This is a genomic window from Xenorhabdus indica, from assembly GCF_014467235.1.
Taxonomy (GTDB): Bacteria; Pseudomonadota; Gammaproteobacteria; order Enterobacterales; family Enterobacteriaceae; genus Xenorhabdus; species Xenorhabdus indica.
This window is the reverse complement of sequence record NZ_NKHP01000015.1, coordinates 85,587-108,110: the sequence shown is the minus strand read 5'-3', so window position 1 is coordinate 108,110 and position 22,524 is coordinate 85,587. Positions and strand designations below refer to the sequence as shown.

The 22,524-nt window shown below is 39.8% G+C and carries 19 protein-coding genes and 1 pseudogene; 9 read left to right on the top strand and 11 right to left on the bottom strand.

What is annotated here, in order from left to right; genetic code table 11:
- Window positions 1–24 precede the first annotated feature (24 nt).
- Window positions 25–726 (bottom strand): bifunctional protein-disulfide isomerase/oxidoreductase DsbC, encoded by a 702-nt coding sequence (gene dsbC / locus Xind_RS12885; protein ID WP_047681676.1) that lies wholly within the window; start codon window positions 724–726, stop codon window positions 25–27.
- Between the two features lie 75 nt (window positions 727–801).
- Entirely contained in the window at window positions 802–1,740 is a 939-nt protein-coding gene (gene xerD / locus Xind_RS12880) for a site-specific tyrosine recombinase XerD (RefSeq protein WP_052189545.1), read from the bottom strand.
- Window positions 1,741–1,846: 106 nt separating this feature from the next.
- On the opposite strand from xerD, the gene fldB reads away from it, so the two are divergent.
- On the top strand, window positions 1,847–2,365 hold the full coding sequence (fldB, locus tag Xind_RS12875) for a flavodoxin FldB (RefSeq protein ID WP_187650193.1): 519 nt from the start codon (window positions 1,847–1,849) through the stop codon (window positions 2,363–2,365).
- 83 nt (window positions 2,366–2,448) lie between these two features.
- Here the strand turns inward: fldB and Xind_RS12870 are convergent, their stop codons facing one another.
- A complete protein-coding gene (locus Xind_RS12870; protein ID WP_187650181.1) occupies window positions 2,449–2,829 on the bottom strand; it encodes a DUF4354 family protein in 381 nt (126 codons plus the stop codon).
- Between the two features lie 209 nt (window positions 2,830–3,038).
- Here Xind_RS12870 and Xind_RS12865 point away from each other — a divergent pair.
- Window positions 3,039–4,059: pseudogene (locus Xind_RS12865) on the top strand (IS630 family transposase).
- A 91-nt stretch (window positions 4,060–4,150) separates the two neighbouring features.
- Window positions 4,151–5,170: a UDP-glucose 4-epimerase GalE gene (gene galE, locus Xind_RS12860; RefSeq protein ID WP_047681912.1), complete on the top strand. Its 1,020-nt coding sequence runs from the start codon at window positions 4,151–4,153 to the stop codon at window positions 5,168–5,170.
- Here galE and Xind_RS20670 read toward each other — a convergent pair.
- The 3 genes from Xind_RS20670 to Xind_RS12850 all read right to left on the bottom strand — a co-directional run bounded on the left by Xind_RS20670 (window position 5,155) and on the right by Xind_RS12850 (window position 6,759).
- Window positions 5,155–5,259, bottom strand: coding sequence for a type II toxin-antitoxin system HicB family antitoxin (locus Xind_RS20670; protein WP_222941796.1), 105 nt, complete (start codon window positions 5,257–5,259; stop codon window positions 5,155–5,157). The two genes, galE and Xind_RS20670, sit on opposite strands and share 16 nt — an antisense overlap.
- A gap of 59 nt (window positions 5,260–5,318) precedes the next feature.
- A complete protein-coding gene (locus Xind_RS12855; RefSeq protein WP_187650180.1) occupies window positions 5,319–5,774 on the bottom strand; it encodes a membrane-associated Zn-dependent protease 1 in 456 nt (151 codons plus the stop codon).
- A gap of 64 nt (window positions 5,775–5,838) precedes the next feature.
- A complete protein-coding gene (locus Xind_RS12850; protein WP_047681700.1) occupies window positions 5,839–6,759 on the bottom strand; it encodes a lipase family protein in 921 nt (306 codons plus the stop codon).
- Between the two features lie 287 nt (window positions 6,760–7,046).
- On the opposite strand from Xind_RS12850, the gene Xind_RS12845 reads away from it, so the two are divergent.
- From Xind_RS12845 to Xind_RS12830, 4 genes are all read left to right on the top strand, one after another.
- Window positions 7,047–8,417 carry a pyridoxal-phosphate dependent enzyme gene (locus tag Xind_RS12845; RefSeq protein ID WP_047681703.1) on the top strand — a complete coding sequence of 457 codons (1,371 nt, stop codon included), beginning with the start codon at window positions 7,047–7,049 and terminating at the stop codon, window positions 8,415–8,417.
- 20 nt (window positions 8,418–8,437) lie between these two features.
- Window positions 8,438–9,592, top strand: coding sequence for a trans-sulfuration enzyme family protein (locus tag Xind_RS12840; RefSeq protein WP_187650179.1), 1,155 nt, complete (start codon window positions 8,438–8,440; stop codon window positions 9,590–9,592).
- Window positions 9,593–9,851: 259 nt separating this feature from the next.
- On the top strand, window positions 9,852–10,358 hold the full coding sequence (gene def, locus Xind_RS12835; RefSeq protein WP_047681709.1) for a peptide deformylase: 507 nt from the start codon (window positions 9,852–9,854) through the stop codon (window positions 10,356–10,358).
- A 270-nt stretch (window positions 10,359–10,628) separates the two neighbouring features.
- Window positions 10,629–11,027, top strand: a complete 399-nt coding sequence (locus Xind_RS12830; RefSeq protein ID WP_047681712.1) for a hypothetical protein — start codon at window positions 10,629–10,631, stop codon at window positions 11,025–11,027.
- Between the two features lie 101 nt (window positions 11,028–11,128).
- Here Xind_RS12830 and Xind_RS12825 read toward each other — a convergent pair whose 3' ends face one another.
- From Xind_RS12825 to leuA, 5 genes are all read right to left on the bottom strand, one after another.
- Complete coding sequence (locus tag Xind_RS12825; RefSeq protein WP_187650192.1) at window positions 11,129–13,300, bottom strand: ornithine decarboxylase; 2,172 nt, start codon at window positions 13,298–13,300, stop codon at window positions 11,129–11,131.
- Between the two features lie 562 nt (window positions 13,301–13,862).
- Window positions 13,863–14,552, bottom strand: a complete 690-nt coding sequence (mutH, locus tag Xind_RS12820; RefSeq protein WP_187650178.1) for a DNA mismatch repair endonuclease MutH — start codon at window positions 14,550–14,552, stop codon at window positions 13,863–13,865.
- Window positions 14,553–15,285: 733 nt separating this feature from the next.
- Window positions 15,286–15,495: a hypothetical protein gene (locus Xind_RS24595; protein WP_420856070.1), complete on the bottom strand. Its 210-nt coding sequence runs from the start codon at window positions 15,493–15,495 to the stop codon at window positions 15,286–15,288.
- The gene (gene leuB / locus Xind_RS12810; protein WP_187650177.1) at window positions 15,467–16,588 is read right to left on the bottom strand and encodes a 3-isopropylmalate dehydrogenase; all 1,122 of its coding nucleotides are present in this window, start codon (window positions 16,586–16,588) and stop codon (window positions 15,467–15,469) included. Before leuB ends, Xind_RS24595 begins: the two co-directional genes overlap by 29 nt.
- Window positions 16,589–16,590: 2 nt before the next feature.
- Window positions 16,591–18,207, bottom strand: coding sequence for a 2-isopropylmalate synthase (gene leuA / locus Xind_RS12805; RefSeq protein WP_187650176.1), 1,617 nt, complete (start codon window positions 18,205–18,207; stop codon window positions 16,591–16,593).
- A 1,053-nt stretch (window positions 18,208–19,260) separates the two neighbouring features.
- Here leuA and leuO point away from each other — a divergent pair.
- Together leuO and Xind_RS12790 are read left to right on the top strand one after the other, a co-directional pair.
- Window positions 19,261–20,214, top strand: a complete 954-nt coding sequence (leuO, locus tag Xind_RS12795) for a transcriptional regulator LeuO (protein WP_047681724.1) — start codon at window positions 19,261–19,263, stop codon at window positions 20,212–20,214.
- 209 nt (window positions 20,215–20,423) lie between these two features.
- Entirely contained in the window at window positions 20,424–22,223 is a 1,800-nt protein-coding gene (locus tag Xind_RS12790; RefSeq protein WP_420856072.1) for an AMP-dependent synthetase/ligase, read from the top strand.
- Window positions 22,224–22,524 lie beyond the last annotated feature (301 nt).

Genomic DNA, 22,524 nt, shown 5'->3' with positions numbered 1-22,524 from the left:
ACTAAATCAGGATCGGTTGGATGGTTATTCAGCATGCTGCGCTAATGCGTCAGCTAAATCTTTTGGCGGCATAAAACCACTAATCATACTGCCATCTTTGAGTATCATAGCTGGTGTTCCACTGACACCAAACTGTAAGCCGAGCTCATAATGTTTGGCAATATCCTTTTTACAACTTTCAATAGGTGAAATTTTCTCGTCTTTAAAAGCATCATCCAATGCCTTAGCAGGCTTCGCACTGCACCAAATAGATTGCATATCTTTCGCTGATTGGTGTTGCAGACCATGACGAGGGAATGCCAGATAACGGATAGTTATTCCCTCATCATTATATTTCTTAATATTTTCATGTAACTTACGGCAATATCCACAAGTAATGTCTGTAAATACAGTCACGACATGTTTTTCTTTTGGAGCCTTATAAATGATCATTTGATCTTTCAAGGCTTCCAGTTTTTTTACCAAAGCCTGATTAATCACTTGTTTTGGTACTTTTCCACTGAGATCGTAAAGTGGCCCCTGGAACAGATATTTACCGTCATTGGATATGTAAAGAGTCCCATGCGGGGTTAAAGCAGTACTTACCCCGGTAATATGTGATGGCGTGATACTTTCTGCCTTAAGTCCCATTTTTGACAATGAGTTATTAATCATGCTGTCGTCAGCAAAAGTATTGTTAGCAAAAGCAGTTAGTATTAAGGAAAGACAAAACGCAATTTTCTTCATTACTTTGTTCCTTTTTGCACCTTTCTTCGCAAACTATTCATAAACAGTGCTCAATGAACGGCCATTTATGAATTGTTATCCGCGAGGATGATGTTGTTGATGCAGCACTTTAAGACGTTCAGTTGCCACATGTGTATAAATTTGTGTTGTGGAGAGATCACTGTGTCCGAGTAACATCTGCACAACCCGTAAGTCAGCGCCATGATTGATTAAATGTGTTGCAAAAGCATGGCGTAAAACGTGCGGGGATAAACGCTCGGAATCAATACCAGCCAATACAGCATAATGTTTGATCCGATGCCAGAAAGTCTGGCGCGTCATCTGTGTTCCCCGTTTACTGGGAAAAAACACATCGGAAACTATGCCATTCAATAACCATGGGCGTCCATACTCTAGATATTGCTCCAGCCAGTAGAGAGCTTCTTCACCTAAAGGAACTAATCTTTCTTTGTTCCCCTTACCTATGATCCTGACAACGCCCTGACGTAAGCTCACATCTGATAATGTTAATCCAACCAATTCAGATACGCGTAATCCACAGGCATAAAGCACTTCAAGCATCGCTTTATCCCGCAGTTCTATTGGTTGCTCAGTCGAGGGCGCGTTTAGCAAATCTTCAACCTGTTTTTCGCTTAAATCTTTTGGTAAGCGCTTAGGTAATTTGGGGGCAGATAACAGCGCGGTTGGATCATCCGTCCGCATTTTTTCACGATAGAGATATTGAAACAATCTGCGCATGGCACTCAACAAACGCGCAGAGCTACTGGCTTTATAACCGCCATCTACCCGTTCAGCCAAAAATGATTGTAGTTCGATAGACTGTACAGAAAGCAAATCATAGCCACCATACACCAGCCAATTATTCAAAGATTGTAAATCAAGCCGATAAGAAGCCAATGTGTTTTCTGCCAGATCTTTTTCCAGCCAGATCGTATCCAAAAATTGTTCTATCAGGGGATTAGCCGATGGGCTCTGTTCCGATACATCAGTTTTTAATACGTGTTTGCTTGGCACAAGCCCTCCTTTATATCTGCGCCTTCCGATCGGCTATTATGCCTGAAAAAGCAATTCTTCTGTTACAATACCCCCTCTCATATTAGAAATTCTCTGATAAATAATGATGAAAATTGGTCTCTTTTACGGCTCTACCACTTGTTATACTGAAATGGTAGCAGAAAAAATACGCGATATTCTTGGTGAGGATCTGATCGACCTACACAACGTCAAAGATTGTGATCCTAAATTGATGGAAGAATATTCTGTCTTGATCCTCGGCATTCCTACATGGGATTTCGGTGAAATACAGGAAGATTGGCTGGCTATTTGGGATCAACTTCCATCACTGAATTTGACAGGGAAAATTGTTGCCATGTATGGCATGGGCGATCAAATTGATTACAGCGAATGGTTTCTGGATGCTCTAGGAATGCTGTATCACCATTTACTTCCTACGGGCGTGCAGTTTATCGGTTTCTGGCCGACTGAAGGTTATGAATTCACTAGTCCGAAGCCATTGACGGAAGATGGCAAACAGTTTGTCGGCCTTGCTCTGGATGATGTGAACCAGTTTGAAGAGACTGATGAGCGTTTGAATCAATGGAGTATACAGATATTGTCAGAAATGGAAGCACTGTTTTAGCATCACTTAAGTTTCCTTAAGAGTTCAGAGCGAGCCTGAAAAGCTAATCCAGATAAAGCAGCCAGGAAGGCTGCTTTATCTGGTTACTTGCAATTATCAGAAATTTTAATAAGAGCGGCTTTATGAACTACGTCATTTTCAGAAGCAAACACGGCAATGCCTTTGACGGATTTACCCGCTTTCAGTGTGCCCTGATTCAGCTCTTCATCAACCGTATCCAGCCTAAATTCTTTTTTATCAGGTGAGTAAGCTTTCAAACAAAGCTTTGACAAATCAATATCCTTACCGGATAAGTTCGCTACTGCAACTTCGAAGGATTTAGTGTAAGCATTTTTGCTACCCACTGACATAGAGCCGTTAGATTTCTCTGTAGAATAAACTACAACATTATCAAGAGTAGAGGCGTTTGCAACAAAGCAAAAGCCAGCCAAAGCAACTGATACAACAAGTGTGGAAACCTTCATATAAGTCCCTTCTTTAAGATGAAATTTCGTAATAACTGTACGTATGCAAGATACAATCTCAATTATAATACTACCTTTAAGTAACTAATCCATCAGAAAGTGGCATTTTAAATAAGCTTGCAAAATAGCAGATCACTGGGGGGAACTCAGTCCAATTTTTGCGATCTGATTAATCGCCAAACCAAAAAAATCCCAAAATTGACTGGGTGATGCCAATCATAGCACCAGTACCCCGAAGTGAACGACGTCAGATGAAAAAATTTATTCATAAAACCAGAGATAAAGATTATGCCCGCCGACTCATGGCACTCTTAATGTTACATGAAGGTCAGACCGTTTCTTACATCGCCGAACCCTTCATTGTTCACGTTCTTCCATTCATCGTTGGATAAATTGGTTGACGTTATATGGGCTGGAAGGATTAAAAAGCTTGCCGCGAGGAAGGCCTGCTCGATGGAATTTAGCCCCGCTTTTTAGTTTGCTGTCGTTCTTATTATCATATTCCCCGCAAAATTTTGGCTGTCTACGTTCACGCTGGAGTATTGAACTTTTGACTCAAATCATCAAATGAATTATTAGGATTATCACTGTCGAAAAGTACGCTTTATCGTTACTTTTGTCAGGTGGGTATTGTCTGGCGAAGAGCGGCGCCTGCCGTCAAAAAGCCTGATCCGGAGTATGACGAAAAAATGGCAAAAATCACCGAGGCCTTAACCAACGTATCGGAGCAACATCCTGTTTTTTTATGAAGATGAAGTCGATATCGCTCTGAATCCTAAAATCGGGGCAGACTGGTGTCTAAAAGGACAACAAAAACGTGTCATGACGCCGGGGAAAAACCAAAAACACTACCTTGCAGGCTGCCTTGATGCACGCACAGGTCAAATGACCTATGTCCGCGGTATAAAGAAAAACTCTGATTTATTTATCAATATGTTAAAGAAACTGAATAGCCAGTATCGTTCTGCAAAAAGCATCACGTTAATTTTAGATAATTATGGTATTCACAAAAGCCGGAAAGTCAGGGAGTAGCTAAAACAAAATCCTCAATTTAACCTGTTATTTTTACCGGTCTATTCGCCATGGCTAAATAAGATTGAACGCCTGTGGCAATCATTGCTGTCAGTCTATCTATGTGGCTAACTCTTAGCGTGCGTTGAAGGATTTATGACCGCATTTTCATTAGGACAACAACCGGGAGTGAGAAAAATGAGTGTATCATTATTATGAAAGCTATTTATATCGATAAGAAGCTGAAAAGCGATATTATTCTGTTGATTGTATGGATGTTTTAATCAGTCTAATTGAAAAAGAGGTAAATGTGGAAATATTAGTGACAGGTGGAATGGGGTACATTGGCAGCCATACCTGTGTCCAGATGATTGAAGCGGGAATGACGCCGATTATTGTCGATAATCTGTGTAATTCTAATTGTGAGGTTTTGAACCGTATTGAAGCACTGACTGGTGTCAAGCCGCTGTTTTACGAAGGTGATATTCGTGATGAAGCATTCCTGGATTCTGTTTTCTCCCGTCACTCAATTGAGTCAGTTATCCACTTTGCTGGCTTGAAAGCAGTTGGGGAATCAGTCGCAAAACCGCTTGAATATTATGATAATAATGTTAATGGAACGCTGGTATTGGTGCGTAGCATGCACAAAGCAGGTGTGAAAAGCATCATTTTCAGCTCATCGGCAACTGTGTATGGCGATCCTGCGATTGTGCCTATCACAGAGCAATCTGCGGTGGGTAATACCACAAATCCTTATGGCACAAGTAAATATATGGTGGAACGTTGCCTGTCTGATTTCCATCATGCGGAAAATGACGGGTCAGTGGTATTACTACGCTATTTCAACCCAGTCGGGGCACACCCTTCTGGTACGATGGGAGAAGATCCGCAAGGCATTCCTAATAATTTAATGCCGTATATCGCCCAAGTGGCGGTAGGGCGCCGGGAAAAACTGTCTGTTTATGGTAATGATTATCCTACACCGGATGGAACAGGCGTCCGTGATTATATCCATGTCATTGACTTAGCTGATGGACATATTGCGGCATTGAATGCAGTTGGCAGGAAATCAGGTTTGCATATCTACAACTTGGGAACTGGCAAAGGAACGAGTGTATTGGAAATGGTGGAAGCATTCGGTCAGGCATGTGGTAAGTCTGTTCCTTATGAAATTTGCCCACGTCGTCCGGGAGATATTGCTGAATGTTGGTCAAGCCCGGAGAAAGCTGAACGTGAACTGGGCTGGAAAGCAAGCCGTACCATTGTAGAAATGACCCATGATGCATGGCGTTGGCAGTCACGGAATCCCAATGGTTATAAGGCCGGATAACACATCGAATTAGCATCAAGTACAGAGGGCATAACCACGCTGTAAGCGTGGTTCGCAACACCAATTTCAATCGCAATAGGATATAACACTTATATTCCTCCCATAATTTTAAAAATTTAATGAGTGTGGAGTATCTTCTGCATTTTCTTCATTTATGAGTAACTTTTGTTTCTCGTGCCAACTGGCATGCCTTACGTTCATTGGGTTCACGATCTTTGATGATTTTGGCTGTTTCATCCACAGTGGGAAGAGAAAAACCCATGTCATCATAAGCCACAAAACCCATTAAATGATAACTACTGAGCGGGGTATCTACAGGAATGCGAAATGTCTTTTTTTCCTCAGGGGCCAGGGAATCAAATGAGTACACGATCAGGGATTGTGGTTCACATTGAATATTAAGAGGCAAAATCGCCAGGTAACCACCTGCTACAGGTTGATCACCTTTATTTTGCAGTGTTCCTCCCACAAAGAATTTTCCATTAGCTCCCAATCCCATGTGGAATAACAAATGAGTTTCCCCTTGTGCCCGTAAGATCGGGCTGAACAGAAAACTTGTCAGTAATATCAGTATTGTTCTGTATGTGTAACCACGCCCTCTCATTTTTCTTCTCCTGTTTATTAGGTTTTTATATCAATCAGTTGCCTATTGTTATTTTATTAGATGATTATGTTAATGAGATGCAAGACGATACCATTTTATGCTTTTCTGAATCTGGAGTTTTAGATTCTAAGATCAGGTGCCTGAATTGATTTGGATCCAATATTGCAATGTAACTGGCTAAATAATGATTACATCCCAAACTGTCAGCTATGTTCAGGCCATCTGGTGGTTTGAGTAAGGTCACTTTTGACAGGGATTCATATTCCAGTATGAGTGGAATATGCAGGGGAAGATGGGGAACCAGATCTTTTTCGTAGTTGAAGACTGCATAATTGGAGAAATGGTGGTCAATATAGGTAACAAATTCATGGTTTCCCGGTTTTGGGCTGGCGAATAAACAGGCTTTATGTTTATCACCAAGTAACGGAATATCTCTCATAAGATAAGCAGCAATGGTAGCGCCAAGGCTATGACCAAGTATGGTATATGGCGTGTTGATTCCGATGAATTGTGCAATTGCGTTGCAGAATCTGAGATATTGGAGATCACCTTTATATTCAGGATCAACAATATTAAGTTTTAATGAATTATAAATGCTATAGAAACCGATACTGACTTTTTGTTCCGGAGTATCTGCCCATGGTGAGGTGAAAACAGGAACAAGATCATGTAGAGCTTCAAATAGGTTTGAAATATCTGTCCCGCGAATAACAATAACATACTCTTTTGGCGTTTTTTTATTCTCTGCGATATATCCATAACAGACACTAACAGGCAACATAATTAAAAATTGCTTATTAGTTTTTGGATCTACAGAGAAGGACAGATCATTACCACTAATATAACCGACAAGTTTCCAGCCATCTTTTTCTATACGCGGGTCAGGAGGAGGAGTTGGATTATTGTAATATTGTATGTTCATATCTGCTGCGTACAGTATTAATGATGCCAATTGGGCTTCTCTGGATAATGTTATGTTATACATAATCTATTTCCTCTTTATCATTGTTGGCTGTGTGTATTATGCATATCTCTGACATACTGCAATTCGAATATCTTGCAGCATAAAAAGTATAAAAGGGATAATTTAAGCGTATATCATTCTGACAGAATTTCTGGGAATTTGATCGCGTTATGTTTTTAGCCAGAAATTAATTACATTTTGTTATATATAGTTTTGATTTGTTCTTTTAAATCTGCCGCTATGCAGCGTTATCCTTTATTAATCTGTAAGTATTATTTTTAAATATTACTGAATATTAAGAGGCTAATATGTCAGCACCACGTTCGGTTCTGGAACTGATTGGAAATACACCATTACTGGAACTGACCCATCTGGACACTGGCCCATGTCAGTTATTTATTAAGTTAGAAAACCAAAATCCAGGTGGTTCTATTAAAGACAGAGTTGCACTCTCAATGATTGAGCAGGCGGAAAAGCAGGGTTTGCTAAAGCCTGGTGGCACTATCATTGAAGCTACAGCGGGTAATACTGGTATCGGGTTGGCGCTGGTTGCTGCTATGAAAGGCTATAAGCTGATTCTGGTTGTACCGGATAAGATGAGCAGGGAGAAAATATATCACCTGAGAGCACTAGGGACGGATGTTCGTTTGACACGTTCTGATGTGTGTAAAGGACACCCGGAATACTACCAGGATTATGCCTTACGTTTGTCAAAGGAAATCAGCGGAGCCTATTATATCGATCAGTTCAATAACTTTTCGAATTCGCTGGCCCATACGACAACGACTGGCCCTGAAATATGGCAGCAAATGGAACATGACGTGGATGCGGTGGTTGTGGGAGTCGGCTCTGGTGGAACATTGGGCGGCTTAAGCCAATACTTCAAAGAAGTTTCTCCTAATACTGAATTTGTTCTTGCTGATCCCAAAGGTTCTATTCTGGCTGATTACGTTGAATACGGCCACTACGATGAAGCAGGAAGTTGGTTTGTCGAAGGTATTGGGGAGGATTTTATCCCTCCGCTTGGGGATTTCTCCCAGATTCGTCATGCTTACCGGATCATGGATGCAGAAGCATTTTCTTGTGCAAGAAAGTTGCTGTTACAGGAAGGTATCCTGGCTGGCTCTTCTTCAGGTACGTTATTGGCGGCTGCTTTACGCTATTGTCGTGCGCAAAAAGCACCAAAACGGGTGGTGACTTTAGCTTGTGACAGTGGCAATAAATATTTGTCCAAAATGTTCAATGACTATTGGTTATTGGAGCAGGGATTGCGTTCACAGCAGAAAGAAAACGATTTAAGCGATTATGTAACGTATCGTTACCGGGATGGTGCGACGGTTTTTGTTTCTCCACAGGATACCTTGCAAATTGCTCATGGACGAATGCGGTTGTATGACATTTCACAGCTCCCTGTGCTCGATAATGAGCAAGTTGTCGGCATCATAGATGAGTGGGATTTAATGCATGCTATTCAGGCTAATTCCCGTAATTTCTCTTTGCCTGTCAGTCAGGCAATGACCAGTCAGGTTAATACTCTTCATAAAAAAGCGCCATTAGAGCAGTTGGTTGCGACTTTTGATGCGGGTCATGTAGCGCTGATTGTTGATGATGGTAATCACTTCATCGGCCTTGTTACTCGTACGGATGTGCTGAACGCATGGCGTCAACAACTCAATTAACCTCTTTCAGGAATAAATTAATGACTAAATTTGATACTAAAAGCGTTCATGCTGGTTATATCCCTGACCATACTGGTGCTGTAATGCCTGCAATTTATGCTACATCCACTTATGCACAACCAGCACCGGGTCAGCATACAGGGTATGAGTATTCCCGCAGTGGGAATCCTACACGTGATGCTTTGGAGCGTGCAATTGCTGAGCTGGAAAATGGTAGCCGGGGTTATGCTTTTGGCTCTGGCCTGGCGGCCAGTTCGACTATTCTGGAATTGCTGGATAAAGACAGTCATATTGTTGCCGTAGATGATCTGTATGGCGGAACTTATCGTCTGCTGGAAAAAGTACGTCGCCGGACGGCTGGTTTGCGCGTCACCTATGTTGAAGCGGGAGATATTGAGGCATTGGAAGCGGCCATTCAACCAGATACCCGAATGATTTGGGTTGAAACACCCACAAATCCACTACTCAAACTGGCTGATTTAGCGGCGATTGCCTGGATAGCTCAACGCCATAAGATTATCAGTGTTGCGGACAATACATTCGCTTCGCCTTATATTCAACGTCCGCTTGATTTAGGGTTTGATGTTGTTGTTCACTCTGCGACTAAATATCTGAACGGCCATTCGGATGTTGTCGCAGGGCTTGCGGTGGTAGGTGATAATCCTGAACTGGCAGAGCAGGTTGCTTTTTTGCAAAATTCGATTGGCGGAATTCTTGATCCTTTTAGTAGTTTTCTTGTTCTGCGTGGAATACGGACATTGGCCCTGCGTATGGAGCGACATATCAGCAACGCAGAGAAGATTGCTCATTGGTTAGAGCAACAACCACAGGTAGAAAAAGTTTTTTATCCCGGTCTTATCGCTCATCCTCAGCATGAACTGGCGAAACGGCAGATGAAAGGGTTTGGTGGCATGATTTCTATCGTGCTGAAAGGTGATTATGGTTATACGAATAGGGTAATTAAGGCTCTGAAATTATTTACGTTGGCAGAAAGTTTGGGAGGCGTAGAAAGTTTGATTGGTCAGCCATTTACGATGACCCATGCTTCAATTCCGTTGGAAAAACGTCTGGCGGCAGGTATCACACCACAATTAATCCGTATCTCAGTAGGCATTGAAAATGTAGATGATTTGATTGCTGACTTATCACAAGCATTGGAAACAGCAAATCTGTAGAAAAAATATAATGTTACAATATAAGTAAATAAAAAATCGTATGCCGGCCGGGTTTCTCGGTTGGCATTTTTTATCACTATAATTTACCGATATTAATTAAAATTGCCTGTATCTTCTATCTTGAAATCCATTGGGTATAGCGTGCTTGCCTTTTAGTGGTAAAGTATTTTTCAATCCATCTGGATGGGAAGAGATACTACTTTTTCTGAATCAGACGTAAGAGGTGTTTTAGCCGCTTCGTGAATAAAGGAGAATGGTTATGGCTGTTTTAGATATACTCACAATTCCTGATGAAAGATTGAAGCAGAAATGCGTTGATGTCACTGATGTAGAGGATGTCCAAACTCTGATTGATGATATGTTGGAAACAATGTATGACACGGGTAATGGTATTGGGTTGGCAGCTCCTCAAGTGGGAAGAAAAGAGGCTGTGTTAGTCATTGATATTTCGCCGGAACGCAATCAACCTCTGGTTTTAATTAACCCTAAAATCGTTGAAAAAGAGCGTCGGTCTGTAAATCAAGAAGGATGCTTATCTATTCCCGGATATTACGCAGACGTAGAGCGATTTGAAAAAGTAAAGGTGGAAGCTCTGGATCGGCATGGTAAAGCGATTACAGTGACAAGTGAAGATTTTTTGTCTATCGTTATGCAACATGAAATTGACCACCTGCATGGTATTATCTTTATCGATTACTTATCGCCATTAAAAAGACAGATGGCGCTGAAAAAAGTGAAAAAGTATTTGAATAGCAGAGAAAACTAACTGATTGTTACCAGTGAAAATAGTATCTTTAGTTTCATTTTAAGACTATTAAATAATGTGATTTATATATTGTTATTATTTAAATTATTAATTATAAATATATATAAAAGGTTTAAAATCTATACTAATAGATTTCAAACTACATTGCTAAGCACAATAATACTGCATAATTTTATGCAGTATTTTGTACAGTTTTGAACCATCGCAGCAATAAAATGGTTTTGGTTTTTGAGTGATTGTTTAGATGGTGAAATAAACAGGGGAGTTATTGTGATTGAGACAAGTGAGATTGTATTTTATCAGCAATCTAATTTTATTATCAGCCTGAGCTTGATAGATACCACTGATGCTAAGGACGGTAATTATGTGATGATGATTGATGCAGAAGGTATTAATCATTTGAAGGTTTCTTCGGTTAAGACCGGAAATGACATCAAGTATGCCCACATTCCTTCAATAGCGAGTAGTAATCGAATCACCTGTTCTATTTATATTCAGAACAGAGAGAATGGCAGTTATCCACTGGTTGGAACTATTTATGTTCACTATCATCCATCTTCGGGACATATTGATATTACCGAAATCAAGATATTGCCCAACTCTCTGCTCGACTTAGCCATTGATCAAGTGGATAACACTAAATTTCATTTTATACTGAGAAAAAGATAGTGACTTTGGTTTATTATGTCGAAAGTTAAGTAAGGTGGTCATACACAGACCACCGCAGGATGATAATAAATCAGACAGAAAATAATCGTGTCCTTGTGAATTTAGCTTGTTTTGGGTTTTATAGCGTATCCATAAATACGAGTGGAGCCATCAGGTTCTTTTTGGGAATAAACCCCCTGCAAATTTTGTTCGAAACCTGGCAATTGATTGATACATTCTTCCAAAGTAAGAAAATAGCTTAATACAGAACCTCCCCAAATTTCACCAGGTACGATACAACATAAGCCAGGGGGATAAGGTATTGCACCTTCTGCTGCAATTTTCTTGTCAATATTTTGCAGGGGAATTAATTCCACATTATTACGGATAAACTCAATATTGGCTTGTTGAGGACTCATGGCTATTTTGGGAAAGTGAGATTTTCGGAATATCTCTTTTTGTAATTGTTTGACGTTGTTACGTACATATAGATCATGCATTTCCTGACATAATTGGCGAATAGTGTAGTTAAGATAGCGTGTTTTATAAGTGCGATAGAGTGTAGGTAACATAATTTCTAAGGGGGCATTTTGTTCCAACATGTGCTCAAAACGAGCAAGTTGGGAGACAAGGTGGGTCATTTTGGCCATATTTTCGGCAGGGGTGAGCACAAACAGGATCGAATTCAAATCACATTTTTCTGGAATGATACCATTTTCGCGCAGGAAGTATGCCAAAATAATCGCAGGTACACCGAATTGAGTGTATTCTCCAACATTGATATCAATTCCCGGAGTGATAAGTAAAAGTTTGCAAGGATCAACAAAGTATTGATGCTTGTCATGACTCTCAAATGAATGCCATTTTTCTCCCGGCAGAAAATCAAAGAAACGCAGGTTATTTGCGATTTCATCTGTATCATAATGCGCCCAATGACAGCCATCGATGGTATCTGGAATAAACGGTTTGATATGTTGACATTGTTGTAAGATCAATTTCCGTGTTTCAATGCCAATTTTCACGCAATCCATCCACATTTGCCGGCCACTTTCTCCTTCATGTATCTTGGCGTTGACGTCAAGGGCAGCAAAAAGAAGATAGAATGGGCTGGTAGATGCATGGGCGATAAAGGCGTGGTTAAACCGTTTGTGGTTTACATAACGTGGCTGTCCTTTGATGTGCCGATCTTTTTTATGGATCTGTGATGTCTGAGAGAAACCGGCTTGTTGTTTGTGGACAGATTGTGTGACCAGAATGCCGGGATCATTTTCATTAAGTTCCAATAATAATGGTGAATAATTTGCCATCATCGGAATGAATTGTTCGTAACCAAGCCAGGCAGAATCGAACAAAATATAATCACAAAGATGACCAATTTTATCCACGACCTGTCTGGCATTATAGACAGTTCCGTCATATGTCCCCAATTGGATGATGGCCAGACGAATTGGGCGTTTTTCTTCTGCTCGTTCAGGGGAAACTTCTTTTATCAAGTTACGCAGATAATCTTCATCAAAGCAATGAGCATCTATACCTCCAATCAGACCAAATGGATTGCGGGCAGTTTCCAGATAAACGGGCGTTGCTCCTGCCTGAATAAGAGCGCCGATGTGATTAGATTTATGATTATTTCTATCGAAAAGCACCAGATCACCGGGAGTTAATAAAGCATTCAATACGACCTTATTAGCAGAAGAAGTGCCGCTGAGGATAAAGTAGGTTTTGTCAGCATTGAAGACTTTCGCTGCATTCTTTTGGGCAGAGCAGGGCGCGCCTTCATGAGTGAGTAGATCTCCCATAAAAACATCGGAGCTACATAGATCTGAATGAAACAAGTTTTCACCGAAATAATTGAAAAATTGTAATCCAGTGGGATGACGGCGAAAAAATTGTCCGCCTTGATGTCCTGGGCAATCAAAGGCAGAATTACCCTGTGAAACATATTGGATTATGGCACCAAAAAAAGGAGGCAATAAGTTGTTTTCATATTTCTCTGCTTCTCTATCCAGTTGTTTCCCATAAAATTTTTCATTGCCTTTTTCTGGTTGAAATATACCAGTAATACGAGATAAAAGATTGGGCGGTATAGATTCATCCGGTGATATGACAAGATAAATAGGAAGTGGATAACCTGTTTTTTCAATACGTTTTAATTCACCATTTAATGTATCTTCCAATGAAATAACCACAGCGGATACATCAATAAAATTAGTTTCATTAATATTGATAGTTTCTCTTTCACTATTAAAAAAATCGCATACATTGTTACTGCATGCAATATTAAGTTTTTTTATCATTTCAATCTTCCTATATTAAATCTAAATCAAAACGGAATTATGGAAGAGTGGTATTAGGTATAATGATTAACTGTTTTATACTCTGCGTTTTTCCGGTTGCAGTTTCATGAGCTGTAATTACCCCAGTCATATTAGAGATACTGAAGGGGAATCCTTTGTGGTTGTACTGTATTTTGAAATTTATGTAGCCTTAAGCCAGAGAGTAAACCATAAGAGATAAATATTAATCTCTAATTAGTAATAAATAGTAAGTAGTGAAAAGTAATGGCTGAAAGAATGAGATTACTATGCCACAAGAAAAACTAAATAGCCAAAAAAATTATGTTAGTAAAAAATTCTGTTTTTATATGTATTCATTCAAATGTAAATTTATTAGAAATAGTTTCAAATACCTGACGAGATTATCAGATTGGTTTTTTATCAGTATAGATTATCTTATGTTTTATTTGGTTTTTATCAATATCAGGATACGAGAGATAAATATTATATAAAGTATTCTCCTATTAATACTCAAATATTGATACCCGTCATCTTTCAGGTTGCAGCTTTGTTGATTGCGTTAATCAGATCCTACGAAAAAATGACGGGCCAATAATGGTGCTGTAAAACTTTTCTTTAAATAGAAACCGCGGGGAAGTGTCATAATGGGTTGACCATATTCACCAATAGCTTCTGTTAATGCCCGGCTATTTGCCGCCTTCGGACGTAATTGGAGTACTTCACCGTGACGGGCGGTAATATTCTCAACTTTACCTAAGACGATTAAGTCCATTAATTCTTCCCAATCACATCTTAGTCGTTCTTCTTCAACCGGATTTGGGCTCCAGAGGAGTGGAGAACCAATGCGACGTTCGGAAAGGGGAATTTCTCTTTCTCCTTCAACAGGTACCCATAGAACACGTGACAGTTTGCGTCTGACATGGCAATTTTCCCATGTGATACCACTGTTACCGGTTAAAGGTGCGACACAGACAAAGGTTGTTTCCAGAGGTGTACCTTTTCTGTCCACTGGGATCGTTTTCAATTCAACACCGATATGCTCGAAATCCTGTTCAGGTTTACTGCCCGCATTTGCGCCCAGATAATATTCAAGCAACATGCCTACCCAACCTTTATCACGTTTCAAGTTAGGTGGTATAGGGAGATTGGCTTGTGCGGCTAGCTCTCCCAGGGTTAAACCTGCCAGAGATTGAGCACGTTCGAGTAATTGTTGTTCGTTTTCTGGTGGTGCCGGCGGTATGAATTGCATATTTATAAGACATATTTAATGGTGTTTAAAAAATGAACATGTGGTTGTGGAAGTTCATTATAAGTTTATTAGTACGCTGATTGACTTGATAATAGCATGATATAAAAGATTTTTTCAGGTGTATTTTCAGTATTGAAAATAGACTCATTATGATTGTTCACCTCTTCCCAGTGATAATAAACAGGATCTTACACCATGTTATCCACAGATTTATGGGATAAGTGGTAAAAAGTGGGATTACTGGTTTGATTTACAGCCTTATCAAAGGCGGTTTTCTACAAAAATAAGCAATTTTTGTTTAACTAAAAGGCATATCCTGTGGATAAATTCACCATTGATTGATATTTGCTCAGTGAGAGTGAGGCAAGAAATTGTGATGTATCGCACAGGTTGTGAAAAAGGGGAGTATAAACATTAACGTAATGAAAAATAATAGGTATTTATTTAATCTTATAAGGCGTTGTAAAATGTGAAAGAAAATTATACCTGTCTTACCCCTGACTTTTTCACATACATATCCACAGAAAAAGTGAATAAAATTATCATTGTCAGACTATAAATGTTTATAACTTTGGCTTTTTCTGTGAATTATCCTTCCGGAGGTGTAAACCATGCACATTTAAAGTCAAACCATCCAAAAGAGCTCATTTTTACTCCTCTCATACTGCACTGGTCTTGTAACTCAAGCCAGTGATGAAATTACAGATGTAATCAATGAGCATCGACAATTTTCTCACAATTCTTCGACATCCAGATTATTTTGCTTCCATAAAGCTATTTCCTTGGTTAAATCATTTCTCAGACATTTTTTCAACAGTGGAATTTCATAGAGAGTCGCCAGCCAGTAAGGTGACTTACTGGCTTTTTTCAATGTTAGCTCTTCTTCATTAAATTTAACGTTTAGCGTTTGACGCTTAGCGTCTTTCGGCAATATATCGGGCAATAATATCTCCCATTTTATCAGTGCTGACTGCTTTATCATTACCTGCTAAATCAGCCGTTCGATAACCCTGTTCCAGGGCATCATTGGTAGCAATCTCAATAGCATCTGCAATATCATCACGTCCAAGGCTATAACGCAGCAACAGTGCCGTGGATAAAATTTGGGCGATTGGGTTAGCGATATTTTTGCCAGCGATATCAGGAGCAGAGCCGCCAGCAGGTTCATATAAGCCAAATCCTTTTTCATTCAGGCTGGCAGAAGGCAACATACCCATTGAACCGGTGATCATGGCACATTCATCGGATAAAATGTCACCAAAAATATTAGAGCACAACAGAACATCAAATTGAGAAGGATCTTTGATCAACTGCATGGTGGCGTTGTCGATATACATGTGATTGATCTCAACGTCAGGATATTCCTTCGCAATTTCACTAACGACTTCACGCCATAAGACAGAGCTTTGTAAAACATTCGCTTTATCAATTGAAGTGACTTTATGCTGTCGTTTGCGAGCGGATTCGAAAGCAATTCGTGCAATTCGTTCTATTTCAAAGCGATGGTAGATTTCGGTATCAAAAGCGCGTTCGTATTTTCCTTCTCCTTCCCGTCCTTTGGGTTGACCAAAATAGATCCCGCCAGTCAACTCTCGCACGCATAAAATGTCGAAACCTGTTGCCGCAATATCATGACGAAGCGGGCAAAAAGATTCTAAGCCAGCATATAAACGCGCAGGTCGCAGGTTGCTGAATAGTCTGAAATGCTTGCGTAATGGTAGCAATGCGCCCCGTTCTGGTTGACTGGCTGGTGGTAAATGTTCCCACTTGGGGCCACCAACAGAGCCAAACAGGATAGCATCTGCTTTTTCACAACCAATGATTGTTGCTTCAGGTAAAGGGCTGCCGTGCCGGTCGATGGCAATTCCCCCAATATCGTATTCGCTGGTTGTGATGCGAATATTAAAACGATGACGGATAGCATCCAACACTTTGTAGGCTTGCTTCATGACTTCAGGGCCGATGCCATCACCGGGTAATACTGCAATATGGTGGTGAGTTGATGTTTGTTTGTTTGCAATAGAGTGGTTTGACATCGTTATTCCGCTTCCTTTGTAACGTTCTGAGATATATTTTTCTGGGAAATATTCTGGTTAATGTTTTTAGAAAGAAAGTCTTGTATACGTCGCTTTTCTTTTTTAACCTGTTCTGCCTGCCAAATATTGTTCAGAGCGTGGATCATCGCTTTAGCAGATGATTCAATGATATCTGTCTCCAAACCCATACCATGAAAACGGCGACCAAAGCATTCCACAATAATATTGACCTGTCCGAGAGCATCCTCCCCATGACCTTTGCTGGATAATTGATAGGAGATCAATTTCAATGGATAACCCGTAATGCGATTAATAGCATGATAGATAGCATCGACAGTCCCATTTCCGGTCGCAGCTTCAGATTTCATTTCATCACCACTCGCCAGACGCACAGTTGCTGTTGGGACAATATTGGTTCCGGATTGGATGCTAAAATAATCCAGTCGATAGTATTCGTTTTCCTGATGTTGTTGATTAATGAATACCAAGGCTTCCAAATCGTAATCAAACACCTGACCTTTTTTGTCTGCCAACCGCAGGAAGGCTTGGTACAGTGCATCCAGATCATAATCTTGTTCCTGATAGCCCATTTCAGTCATACGATGTTTTACGGCAGAGCGGCCAGAGCGGGAAGTCAGATTCAGTTGGGTATCTTTCAGGCCGATGGAATCTGGCGTCATGATTTCGTAAGTTTCGCGGTTTTTCAGAACTCCATCCTGATGAATACCTGACGAATGGGCAAAAGCATTACTGCCTACAACCGCTTTATTAGCTGGAATCGGAGTATTGCAGATTTGGCTGACTAATTGGCTGGTACGATAAATTTCTTTGTGATTAATGTTGGTATGCACTCCCAACATTTGTTGGCGGGTTTTGATTGCCATGATCACTTCTTCCAGTGAACAGTTTCCGGCGCGTTCGCCTAAGCCATTAATTGTTCCTTCAATCTGCCTGGCTCCGGCTTGAACTGCGGTAATGGAATTGGCTACTGACATGCCTAAATCATCATGACAATGGACAGAAATAATGGCTTGATCAATATTAGGCACCCGATTAAATAAGGTTTGGATAATACCACCAAATTGGTAGGGTATTGTATAACCGACTGTATCAGGAATATTGATCGTTGTTGCTCCTGCTTTGATAGCCTGTTCTACGATATGACATAAGTTATCGATATTGGAGCGACCGGCATCTTCACAGGAAAACTCGACATCATTGGTATAATTGCGTGCTCGTTTGATAGAGCGGACTGCCATTTCGACAACATCATCAAACCCTTTTTTTAATTTATGTTCGACATGCAGGCTGGAGGTGGCTAAAAACACATGCAGCCGAAAGTCTTCTGCAACTCTCAAAGCTTCAGCCGCAATATCAATATCATTGTCAACGCAGCGGGACAATGCACAGATGCGGCTGTTTTTAATCTCACGAGCAATAGTCTGGACTGATTCAAAATCCCCCGGAGAAGAAACCGGGAAGCCGGCTTCAATGATATCAACGCCTAGTCTTTCCAATGCATAAGCGATTTGCAGTTTTTCTTTCACACTTAAACTGGCCTGTAACGCCTGTTCCCCGTCACGCAGAGTTGTATCGAAAATAATGACTTGCTGGCTCATGTGGTGCTCCTGTCGATTGGCTGTCATGTTGAGTTTTAGAGCGCCGAGCCGGTATAAAAAAACCCGCGTACGGCGCGGGTTTTTTTATCTCTGGTAAAAAGTTAACTTAGAATTCAGTCTACCAGCATACCGCGCACATTAAAGGCGATTAGTAGTAGGCTTAGTAGACGGGAATTGTGAATCATGTAAGTCAACCTTTGAAAATCTGTTAAACGAGTATTATCGGTTCGATATATTTATTGATACGTTATCTGCAAAACAATGTCAAGCAGCATAAATAATGGCTTAAGAATAAATAATATTCATTGATAGTTCTTTTTTTGACCTGAATTTAGCCTTAGTGACTATTTTTTACATTTTTAGCGATGCTTTTATCTATTTTTCGTATCAATATATGAAGTAAAATCCGGCCTTAATGGATAATAGATATGATGTTTGTGTTTTTACACAGATGTTCATTGAAGAGACAGGGATGAAATGAATATTCACTATGGTTTTCTTAGACATATAAATAATAACTATATTTATAATTTACATATCAATAAAAATAAATTATTAATAATATTAAACAGTTATGCTGTTTATGGTTGGTATTTTTTCATTTTTATTAATGTAAATCATTGGCTTTTCTGAAAGCGATTTTTATAAAAATAAACTTTCTGAAAATGGTTATAGATATTAATTTCTGATAGACAGTTTATTCTTGATGAATTTTAGCGATATATAAAAAGTTGGTTTTAGCCTGCATAGGTTTGGTAATTGGAATACAGTCATTTACTATTGAATCATTTATGATTGTTATCCTGTTATTATCGACTGATTTTTATACCTACTTCGCTAAAGTGAATTGAAATTCATAGGGTATAGATAAGAATATGTTGTATGCATATTTCTTGTACAAGGAACAATCTCAATTAAATTATAACTAATTGGGTAAATGCTCTCATTAATTGATATGGCTTTTTAAAATGTTGAAATTTTGCATGGTAAAGTTGCCAATATTCATTCCTTAATGAGAACGCTGTAATAAATATAGTGGAGTGAAATTAAATAATGGCTGGATACAACTCAGTAACTACAGGTATGGGAAGAAAAGAACCCTGTGAAGTTCAATTGCGTAGTGTAGATCTCAATTTGCTTACTGTTTTTAATGCTGTTATGCAAATGCAGAATATTACACGCGCGGCTCAGGCATTAGGTATGTCACAGCCAGCGGTCAGTAACGCAGTTTCCCGCTTAAAAACGATGTTTGATGATGAGTTATTTGTGCGGCATGGGCGGGGAATTCAGCCAACAGCAAGAGCAAAGCAGCTTTTCGGACCACTTAAGCAGGCACTTCAGATTGTGCATAATGAATTACCCGGTGCCGGGTTTGATCCTGATAATAGCACAAGAACATTTAATCTTTCTATTTGCAGCCCACTTGATATCCGTTTAGCTGCTCAAATTGTTGGAGAAATAAAAAAACACTCTCCGAATATTGATGTGGTGATTAAAACACAAATTAGCGAAAATATTGAGCGGCAATTAAAATATCAAGAAATAGAATTCGTTATCAGTTATACCAAATTTGAACATCCTGATTTTCAGCATTTCCCATTATTTAATGACGAGTTGGTTCTGGCTGTTTCCCAAAAACATCCCAGAATTAGTGAATGTATCAATCAACAGCAATTGTTGGAGGAGAGACATGCGATTGTGACATTAGATAATACTGATTCATTCAGTAAACCTTACTACGAAAATAGTGAATTATTGGATTCGATCTCTTATCAGGGAACAGATTTAAATAGTGTTCTCAACATTGTGTCTCAGACTTATTTGGTTGCTATAGCGCCTAAATGGATGGTTGAACACTATTCCAAACAATTAAATATACGGGCAGTATCGCTGTCCAATAGTAACATTTCTTGTCCTTGTTATTTAATATGGCACGCTTCTATGAACAGAGATAAAGGGCACCAATGGATGAAATCGTTACTAAGAGATCTTAGTGAGCAGGTATAAGGTGGTATTTAGTTCTACATATCTATAGTTATCTGATAAATCCTGCAAACTTCCCCCGTCAGGGGGGAGAAGATCTTAAAAATATTCTTCCCCCTTTCATCAGGAATGGGTAGACTGCGCGAAAATAGCTAACACATGTAAGCTGAAAAGTAGTCAGTTATCTTTGCTGAATATGATGAACCGAAGATTTAGAACAGGAATATATTGTGATAACAAATTCTTTGCACTCTTATCACTTGATCACGCGATTACAGCAGCAAATCAGCAAGTATCCTGAAAAGATTGCATTTCGCCAATGGTCACCATCAGAACAGTTTGAAATGAGCTGGCAGGATGTCGATAGGAAAACAAAATCTATCGCAAAATCCTTGTTATCGCTTGGTGTGGAGATTCAGGAAAAAGTCGGTATTTTTGCGCATAACTCAATGGCATGGTCATTGGCAGATCTGGCTATCTTACAGCTACGTGCTGTCACTGTACCGCTTTATTCCACCAGTAGCCGTGATCAGGCTGCATTTATTCTTAATGATGCTGGTGTACGGGTATTATTCGTTGGAGGACAGGAACAATATGATGTTGCGGTGACTCTGATAGCGTTGTGTCCGCAGCTTAATCATCTGGTTGTACTGGATGAATCTGTTGATTTGCAGGAATGTCCGCAAGCGTTGTATTTATCAACATTTATTGCGACCGATTGGTCACAATATCAATCTGAACTTGATAACCGTATCGCAGGGCAGAATTTGCGTGATCTCTTTACTCTGATTTATACCTCAGGCACAACAGGAGAGCCTAAAGGTGTCATGCTGGATTACCAGAATGTGGCTGCTCAACTTTATCTGCATGACCAGCGATTGACGCTGACTGAGCAGGATGTATCTCTGAGCTTTCTGCCGTTATCTCATATTTTTGAGCGTGCATGGAGTTATTACGTCATGCATACAGGCGCTTTGAATGTTTATCTGACTGACACAAATTTTGTGCGTGAAGCGATGGTTGATGTGCGACCGACAGTGATGTGCTCTGTCCCGCGTTTTTATGAAAAAGTGTATAGCGCAATCCTTGAAAAAGTTTCCCGTGCGCCGTTTTGGCGCAGAATGATTTTTCACTGGGCAATCAAACGGGGTGAAAGTCGTTGGTTACGTCAATTAAACAGTAAGAAAGGGTGTCCGTTCTCTTTATGTGGCGAAAAACTGGCAGATCGGTTGGTATTGGACAAACTTCGCCAAATATTGGGAGGCCGGATCCGTTTTCTGCCAGTCGCGGGAGCACGCCTTGACGATTCCATTATGCGTTTCTTCTTGTCTGTTGGACTCAATATCAAGTATGGCTATGGTATGACAGAAACTTGTGCCACCGTTTCCTGTTGGGAAGAAAAAAATTATCTGTTAGGTTCGATTGGTAGTCCATTACCCGGAATCGATGTTCGTATTAGTACTGAGGGAGAAATTCAGGTTCGTGGCCCAATCGTGATGAAGGGATATTTTAACCGGCCGGAAGACACTGTTCATGCCTTCACCGAAGATGGTTGGTTGCGCACCGGAGATGCAGGAGGGATAGATGATAAAGGCAATTTGTTCATTACAGAACGCCTGAAAGATTTAATGAAAACATCAACAGGAAAGTATATTGCTCCACAATTGATTGAGGGGACGTTAGGTCAGGATCGTTTTATTGAACATATTGCTGTTATTGCTGATACCCGTCAGTTTGTTTCTGCACTGATTGTACCTAGCTATGAAGCGCTGGAGGATTATGCAAAATCCATTAATCTCCATTATCACAGTCGTTTTGAGTTACTGCGTAATCATCAGGTTATCGAGTTATTTGAACAACGCCTGAAAGAATTACAAAAAAATATTGCGAAGTTCCACCAGGTGAAACGTTTTACTCTGTTGCCAGAGGCTTTTTCCATGGAAAAAGGTGAATTAACGCCAACACTAAAATTGCGGCGCAAAGTAATCTCACAGCATTATCAGAGTGAAATTGAATCTATGTATCGGGATTGAAAAGAAATGACAAAAAAGATTATTGAAAATAAAGCATAAAAACACGGTAGTTTCTGGTTCAAATTAGCTCAATGCCAATATCTTTATTAAAAAAATGTTTTTAGTATGTGAATTGATGTTTGATAACCTTGGTATCTAACGTTATGTTAATGGTTCAATGTATTCATGAAATGAACATGATTAAGTACGCTTATTACATATTCATTTTATATAAATAAGAAATGGAATAAGTAAGGTTGTTTCTTATGATGGCCTTATGAAGTTCTGACATTAACTTGCAAACAGAGCCTGGAGGCAAACT

Bases quoted from the DNA above. Each gene is read 5' to 3' on its own strand.
- leuO (WP_047681724.1), top strand. From the start codon at position 19,261: ATGGCTGGATACAACTCAGTAACTACAGGTATGGGAAGAAAAGAACCC.
- mutH (WP_187650178.1), bottom strand. From the start codon at position 14,552: ATGCAATTCATACCGCCGGCACCACCAGAAAACGAACAACAATTACTC.
- dsbC (WP_047681676.1), bottom strand. From the start codon at position 726: ATGAAGAAAATTGCGTTTTGTCTTTCCTTAATACTAACTGCTTTTGCT.
- leuA (WP_187650176.1), bottom strand. From the start codon at position 18,207: ATGAGCCAGCAAGTCATTATTTTCGATACAACTCTGCGTGACGGGGAA.
- Xind_RS12850 (WP_047681700.1), bottom strand. From the start codon at position 6,759: ATGTATAACATAACATTATCCAGAGAAGCCCAATTGGCATCATTAATA.
- leuB (WP_187650177.1), bottom strand. From the start codon at position 16,588: ATGTCAAACCACTCTATTGCAAACAAACAAACATCAACTCACCACCAT.
- Xind_RS12840 (WP_187650179.1), top strand. From the start codon at position 8,438: ATGACTAAATTTGATACTAAAAGCGTTCATGCTGGTTATATCCCTGAC.
- Xind_RS12845 (WP_047681703.1), top strand. From the start codon at position 7,047: ATGTCAGCACCACGTTCGGTTCTGGAACTGATTGGAAATACACCATTA.
- Xind_RS12870 (WP_187650181.1), bottom strand. From the start codon at position 2,829: ATGAAGGTTTCCACACTTGTTGTATCAGTTGCTTTGGCTGGCTTTTGC.
- fldB (WP_187650193.1), top strand. From the start codon at position 1,847: ATGAAAATTGGTCTCTTTTACGGCTCTACCACTTGTTATACTGAAATG.
- def (WP_047681709.1), top strand. From the start codon at position 9,852: ATGGCTGTTTTAGATATACTCACAATTCCTGATGAAAGATTGAAGCAG.
- Xind_RS12855 (WP_187650180.1), bottom strand. From the start codon at position 5,774: ATGAGAGGGCGTGGTTACACATACAGAACAATACTGATATTACTGACA.